The organism is Rhodoferax sp. U2-2l (assembly GCF_020594515.1).
Lineage (GTDB): Bacteria > Pseudomonadota > Gammaproteobacteria > Burkholderiales > Burkholderiaceae_C > Rhodoferax.
Map to the genome: position 1 here is coordinate 133,211 of NZ_JAJCTH010000017.1, position 6,545 is coordinate 139,755.

A 6,545-nucleotide genomic window follows, 5' to 3' on the forward strand; every position below is an offset into this window, starting at 1 on the left:
CTGGCCAAGCGCTAGTCCACGCTGGCCCCGGATACATACCACTGGGCAATCAGCTGACGCTCAGCGTCAGAGATGGTGGTGGCGTTGTTCATGGGCATGAGTTTGCCCATCACCACCTGCTGGTAAATGTTGGCCGCGTGTTGCTTGACGAGTTGCGGCGAATCCAGCCGCACCCCCTTGGACTGCACCGCCGCACCGTGGCACAGGTAGCAGCGCTGCTCCAGCACGGTCTGCAGGGTTTTGTAGGTGATCTGGACGCCAGCGCTGTGTCCGCCCGGGATGGCAGCGGATGCCGTCGTCGTTGCATTGGCCACAGCCGTGGTCGGCGCCGGCTGCAGCCAGACCACCAGCGCCGCCAGCACGGCCACGCCCACAGCCGCGTAGGGCCAGGGGTGCGCATTGCGGCCCAGCTTGTAGCCGTGGCGCATGACAAAAAACTGGCGGATGGCAGCCCCGGCAAACATCATGCCGATCAGCACCAGCCAATTGTGAGGGTGGTTGTAGGTGAAGCTGTAGTGGCCGCTGAGCATGGCAAACAGCACCGGCAGGGTGAAATAGGTGTTGTGCACACTGCGCTGCTTGCCGCGCTTGCCGTGAATCGGGTCCACCGGCTGGCCCGCCTTGATGCTGGCCACCACCTTGCGCTGGCCAGGAATGATCCAGAACAACACGTTGGCGCTCATGCTGGTGGCCAGCATCGCACCCACAATCAAAAACGCCGCCTTGCCCGCAAACCAGTGGGTGGTCAGCCAGCTGGCCACACACACCAGCCCAAACACCGCAGCGCCCACCAGCGCGTCACCGTTTTTGCGCCGCCCCAGGGTGCGGCAGATGGCGTCGTACAGCAGCCAGAACACCACCAAAAACAGGAGCGACACCGCCCCGGCCTGCCAGGGAACCCAGTCCATTTTGGTCTTGTCGACCAGGTAAAACCCGGCGCTCCAGAGGTAGGACACGGCGAACAGCGAGAAGCCGGTGAGCCAGGTGGTGTAAGACTCCCAGTAGAACCAATGCAGATGTCCGGGCAGCTTGGGCGGGCGCACGTTGAACTTGACCGGGTGGTAAAACCCGCCACCGTGCACGGCCCAGAGTTCCCCGCTGACACCCTGCTTTTTCAGGTCCTCGTCTTCCGGTGGGGTCAGGCTGCTGTCCAGAAACACAAAGTAAAACGACGAGCCAATCCACGCGATGGCGGTGATCACATGCGCCCAGCGCAGCAACAGGTTGGCCCAGTCGAGGTAATAACTTTCCATCCGATATCCTTCTAATTGATCTTCTCAAAGACTTGCAAGAGTTGTGCCGCCACCGCCACGGCAATCACCTCGGGCGCTTTGCCGGGGATGCCGGGCACACCAATCGGGCAGGTGACCTGCGCCAGCTCCGCCTCGGTAAAACCACGCTGACGCAGGCGCTGGCCAAACACCGTCCACTTGGTGCGGCTGCCGATCAGGCCGATGAACGGCAGGTCGCCCTGGCGGCGCTGGCGCTGCAGGCAGGCCGCCACCACGTCCAGGTCTTCGGCGTGGCTGAAGCTCATGACCAACACGTGCGCCCCGGCTGGCAGGCCCGCCACCGCCGCCTGCACCGGCTGGGAATGTTCGCAAGCCACGTGGTCGGCCAAGTCGGGGGGAAAAATCTCGTCGCGGCTGTCGATCCACTGCAGGCGCAGCGGCAGGGTGCGCAACACACCCACCAGCGCCCGGCCCACATGCCCCCCGCCAAACAGCGCCACCCGCGGCCACGCCGCGCGTTGCTGCTCGACACGTTTTGCCAGCGCAGCGGCATCCGAGGCGCTCACACGTTCAAAGCCGAGGTGAACTTCGCCGCCACAACACTGACCCAGCGACGGCCCCAAGGCGTACCGCACCACAGGTTGGCCCCCATGGCCCTGCAAGCGCGAGCGCGCTTCCTGCAGGGCCTGCCACTCCAGATGCCCGCCGCCGATGGTGCCCAGCACCTGATCGGCAAACACAGCCATCCAGGCGCCCGACTCGCGCGGCACCGAGCCGCGATGCGACTGCACCGTGACCAGCACGGCGTCAGACTGCGCCAGGTTTTTCAGAAATTGATCGAACAAAGTCACAAATCCTTACCAAATTGAGGTGGTCCCCATTCCCAAGATAGCGCTTTTGGCGCACATTACGGGCTGCGCCGGGCACCCGTTTTGCGCCCGGCCAACGACTGCAAGCACTCGACATACCTTCATGCTGATGAAACCATCACCTATCCGACTGAGCACCCTGGGCCTGTCACTGGCGTCTGCCGTGGCAGCCTTTCTGGCTGGCTGCTCCTCCACCCCGATTCCACCCGCACCTGCCCCCAAGCCCCCGGCTACCGTGGTCGCGCCCCCGACGGCCGTGCCGTCCCTGGTGTCCCATGCCGTCACCCCACGCGACTACCGGCGCGATGCCGCCAGCCACCTGTATGGCAAAAACACCGACCGCATTTACCGCGGCAAGATGCCGCCGCTGCTGTATGCGATTGGTGTGCTGCAGGTGGAGGTGGACAACAAAGGCCGCGTTACCAGCACCAGCTGGATGCGCGCGCCCAAACACGCGCCCGAGGTGATGGCCGAGATTGAACACACGGTGCGCGCCGCCGCGCCCTACCCGGTGCCGGTGCGCATGGGCCGGGTCACCTACACCGACACCTGGCTGTGGCACAAAAGTGGCACCTTCCAGCTCGACACCCTGACGGAGGGGCAATACTGAGACCTTGTGGGACAGACCGCAGCGACGCAAAGCGAGCCAGCTGTGTCCCCAACTGATCAGAGCATTGCGGGACAGCCGCACCTCACGACCCCCGGTAGGTGGAATAACTCCAGGGGCTCACCAGCAGTGGCACGTGGTAGTGCGCCGCTGGGTCGGCCACCCCAAAGTCCAGGTTCACCTGGTCCAGAAAGTTGGGCTCGGGCAACACCACGCCGCGCGCCTTGAAATAAGCCGCCACCTCAAACACCAGCCGGTAGGTGCCGCGCTGCAGGCTGCTGGCATCGAGCAGCAGCCCGTCGGGGTTGCGGCCATCGGCATTCAGCACCAGCTGTTTGATCAGGCGCGGCGCACCGGCCCCGGTGGCCCACAGCGCCACCGACATGCCTGCCGCCGGTGTGCCGTGCATGGTGTCCAACACATGTGTACTCAATCCCATGGATGCTTCCTCAAAATAAGGTCAAAGTGTATTGGGCATAAACGACGCAGCTATCATGCCAGCCAACCCTGTCTGACGCTGATTTCACACCATGAGCCACTACAACAGCACCCTACCCTACCCACGCGATTTGAAGGGCTATGGCCCCAAACCACCCCACGCCCAATGGCCCAACCAGGCCCGTATTGCGGTGCAGTTTGTGCTGAACTACGAAGAAGGTGGCGAAAACTGCGTGTTGCACGGTGACGCGGGCTCAGAACAATTCCTCTCGGAGATGTTCAACCCGGCCAGTTACCCTGAGCGCCACATCAGCATGGAGGGCATCTACGAATACGGCTCACGCGCCGGTGTCTGGCGCATCTTGCGTGAGTTCGAGAAGCGTGGCCTGCCACTGACGGTGTTTGGCGTCAGCGTGGCGCTGGAGCGTTACCCCGAGCTGGTGCAGGCCTGCCAGAGCCTGGGCCACGAGATCGCCTGCCACGGCTGGCGCTGGATTCACTACCAGAACGTCCCCGAAGCGGTGGAACGTGAACACATGGCACGCGGCATGGAGATCCTGACCAAACTCATGGGTGTGCGCCCGCAAGGCTGGTACACCGGGCGCGACAGCCCCAACACCCGCCGCCTGGTCGCCGACTTTGGTGGTTTTGCCTACGACGCTGACTACTACGGCGACGACCTGCCGTTCTGGATGGACGTGAAAAAAACCGACGGCAGTTTGGCGCAGCAACTGATCGTGCCCTACACCCTGGACTGCAACGACATGCGTTTTGCCCTGCCGCAAGGCTACAGCCACGCCGACCCGTTTTACCAGTACCTCAAAGACACCTTCGATGCGCTCTACGCCGAAGGGGACCCCAATGGCCTGAACGCCCCCAAGATGATGAGTGTGGGCATGCACTGCCGCCTGCTCGGCCGCCCCGGGCGAATCACCGCGTTGCAACGTTTCTTGGACCACATCGGCCAACACGAGCATGTGTGGGTGTGCCGCAGGCTGGACATTGCGCGGCATTGGCGCTCGGTGCACCCGTATGACGCTGCGATCGTGGCCTGAGATTTGCTTGAGTTCATGCCTACCTGATTGATCCGTATTTTTGGCCTCTAGCCCTTATATAGGTTAAATCAATCGCTCTTACGTATGTAGCGTTTTGGCTGCATCTTGCGCCGCCTTAAAGAACCCACACCATGCCTTTGACCCTGGACCAACTCAACACCGCCACCCAACAAGAGGCCCTGCATCTTCCTGACGGCCTCTACGAACACAGCCCCTGGATAACCGAGGCGGCACTGCGGCAGCGGCCCTTCCAGTCGCTGGCCCAGTTCAAAGTCCTGTTGACCCAGGTGGTGAGCACGGCCCCGCGCGAAGCCCAACTGAGCCTGATCCGCGCCCACCCCGAACTGGCGGGCAAAGCCATGGTCAGCCAGAGCCTGACAGCGGAATCGACCAACGAACAAGCCAAAGCTGGCCTGACGAACTGCAGCCCGGCCGAATTTGCCAAGCTGCAGCAGCTCAATGCCGACTACAACGCCAAATTTGGCTGGCCCTTTATCCTGGCGGTGCGCGGGCCACGTGGCACGGGTTTGAGCCGCGCCGAGATCATTGCCACGTTTGAGCGCCGCCTGCGCCACCACCCCGACCTGGAGCTGCAGGAGTGCCTGCGCAACATCCACCGCATCGCCGAGATCCGTCTCAACGACAAGTTTGGCATCACCCCCACGCTGGGCAACGCCGTGTGGGACTGGCAAGAGCAACTGGCCGAGTTTTCAGAACCCGGTTACAAGGAAAACGGCCAACTCACCGTGACCTACCTGACCGACGCGCACCGCGCCTGTGCCGAACGTATCCGGGGCTGGATGCTGGAGAGTGGGTTCGATACGGTGGCCATCGACGCGGTAGGCAATGTGGTCGGGCGGTATGAGGCGCTTGACAAAAACAGTAGCATCTCGGCCTTATTCAATAAAGGCCAGAGCCCAAAAACACTGTTAGCCGGCAGCCACTATGACACCGTGCGCAACGGTGGCAAATACGATGGCCGCCTGGGCATTGTTGTGCCGATGGCCTGTGTGCGTGAGTTGCACCGCGCTGGGCGACGCCTGCCTTTTGCGATTGAGCTGGTGGCGTTTGCCGAAGAAGAGGGCCAGCGTTTTAAAGCCACGTTCCTGGGCTCCAGCGCACTCACCGGCAGTTTTGATCCAACCTGGCTGGACCAATTGGATATCGACGGGGTGTCGATGCTGGCGACCATGCAGCAGGCGGGGCTCTATGGTGCGGACAAAAACGCTGCCTTGCAAGCCATCGCCTCCCTGAAACGCGACCCGGCGCAGTACCTGGGTTTTGTCGAGGTGCACATCGAACAAGGCCCGGTGCTCAACGCCCTGAACCTGCCGCTGGGCATCGTCACCGCCATCAACGCCAGCGTGCGTTACCTCGCTGAAGTCACCGGTGTGGCCAGCCACGCCGGCACCACCCCGATGGACCAGCGTTTTGACGCGGCCTGTGCGGTGGCCGAGTTGGCGCTCTACCTGGAGCAACGTGCGGCTCAGGACGGCAACTCGGTGGCGACCATGGGTCAACTCAACGTGCCCAACGGCAGCATCAATGTGGTGCCGGGGCGCTGCACCTTCAGCCTGGATTTGCGCGCGCCGAGTGACCGCCAGCGTGATGCGCTGAACGCGGATGTGCGCGCCACCCTGGCGCAGATCTGCCAGCGCCGGGGGCTGCAGTTCTCGCTGCAGGAAACCATGCGCGCCAGCGCCGCCCCTAGCGACGCCGTCTGGCAACAACGCTGGGAGAGCGCTGTGGCGGCACTGGGCCTGCCCGTCCACCACCTGCCCAGCGGCGCCGGCCATGACGCGATGAAGGTACACGAACTGATGCCCCAAGCCATGCTGTTTGTGCGCGGCCAAAACGCCGGCATCAGCCACAACCCGCTGGAGTCGACCACCAGTGATGACATGCAGCTGGCCGTCGAAGCATTTTCCAAGTTACTGGAACTGGTGGCGGGGGAGGCTAACTTGGCTCCAATGAACTTTTGAAAGCTAGCGCTTGAAGTGAGGTCTCACATTAAGCAGATGGTGAATTTAAGACCCGCTAATAGCGCCGCCCAAGCCTGCTTCAGCGGCAAGCTCACGAAGCACAGCTTGTGCAGAAGGCAAGCTTGCGGCGAATTTCTGGCGTTATTCATCGTTTGACATTCCGGCCAGCTTTTCACTCTCCTCTTCTGACAAAACGATGGCTCTGGTGTATTCCTTACCCGTTGCATCGAGCTTCGTAAGCGTCCAGCCGTGCCACCTTGACGGCGCGTCCTGAATCAGTCGCCGTTTATTTCGTCGACGATTTCATCATCGGCGTAGAACTTCCCAATGGCTTTGTCGAGTCTCTTGAGTAACGCGTTCAG

Annotated in this window: 6 protein-coding genes; 3 read left to right on the forward strand and 3 right to left on the reverse strand. The window is 62.4% G+C overall.

What is annotated here, in order from left to right:
- Positions 1-11: 11 nt before the first annotated feature.
- Positions 12-1,253 (reverse strand): urate hydroxylase PuuD, encoded by a 1,242-nt coding sequence (locus LHU53_RS15900; RefSeq protein WP_227333705.1) that lies wholly within the window; start codon positions 1,251-1,253, stop codon positions 12-14.
- An 11-nt stretch (positions 1,254-1,264) separates the two neighbouring features.
- Positions 1,265-2,083 (reverse strand): xanthine dehydrogenase accessory protein XdhC, encoded by an 819-nt coding sequence (xdhC, locus tag LHU53_RS15905; protein ID WP_227333707.1) that lies wholly within the window; start codon positions 2,081-2,083, stop codon positions 1,265-1,267.
- Positions 2,084-2,210: 127 nt separating this feature from the next.
- Between xdhC and LHU53_RS15910 the strand changes: the two genes are divergently transcribed.
- The gene (locus LHU53_RS15910; RefSeq protein WP_227333708.1) at positions 2,211-2,711 is read left to right on the forward strand and encodes a hypothetical protein; all 501 of its coding nucleotides are present in this window, start codon (positions 2,211-2,213) and stop codon (positions 2,709-2,711) included.
- Between the two features lie 82 nt (positions 2,712-2,793).
- Here LHU53_RS15910 and uraH read toward each other — a convergent pair whose 3' ends face one another.
- Positions 2,794-3,147 (reverse strand): hydroxyisourate hydrolase, encoded by a 354-nt coding sequence (uraH, locus tag LHU53_RS15915; RefSeq protein WP_227333710.1) that lies wholly within the window; start codon positions 3,145-3,147, stop codon positions 2,794-2,796.
- 91 nt (positions 3,148-3,238) lie between these two features.
- On the opposite strand from uraH, the gene puuE reads away from it, so the two are divergent.
- Both puuE and uraD read left to right on the forward strand, forming a co-directional pair.
- Positions 3,239-4,201, forward strand: a complete 963-nt coding sequence (puuE, locus tag LHU53_RS15920) for an allantoinase PuuE (protein WP_227333711.1) — start codon at positions 3,239-3,241, stop codon at positions 4,199-4,201.
- A 131-nt stretch (positions 4,202-4,332) separates the two neighbouring features.
- Entirely contained in the window at positions 4,333-6,183 is a 1,851-nt protein-coding gene (gene uraD, locus LHU53_RS15925; RefSeq protein ID WP_227333713.1) for a 2-oxo-4-hydroxy-4-carboxy-5-ureidoimidazoline decarboxylase, read from the forward strand.
- The last annotated feature ends 362 nt before the right edge of the window (positions 6,184-6,545 follow it).

Bases quoted from the DNA above. Each gene is read 5' to 3' on its own strand.
- LHU53_RS15900 (WP_227333705.1), bottom strand. From the start codon at position 1,253: ATGGAAAGTTATTACCTCGACTGGGCCAACCTGTTGCTGCGCTGGGCG.
- LHU53_RS15910 (WP_227333708.1), top strand. From the start codon at position 2,211: ATGAAACCATCACCTATCCGACTGAGCACCCTGGGCCTGTCACTGGCG.
- uraH (WP_227333710.1), bottom strand. From the start codon at position 3,147: ATGGGATTGAGTACACATGTGTTGGACACCATGCACGGCACACCGGCG.
- puuE (WP_227333711.1), top strand. From the start codon at position 3,239: ATGAGCCACTACAACAGCACCCTACCCTACCCACGCGATTTGAAGGGC.
- uraD (WP_227333713.1), top strand. From the start codon at position 4,333: ATGCCTTTGACCCTGGACCAACTCAACACCGCCACCCAACAAGAGGCC.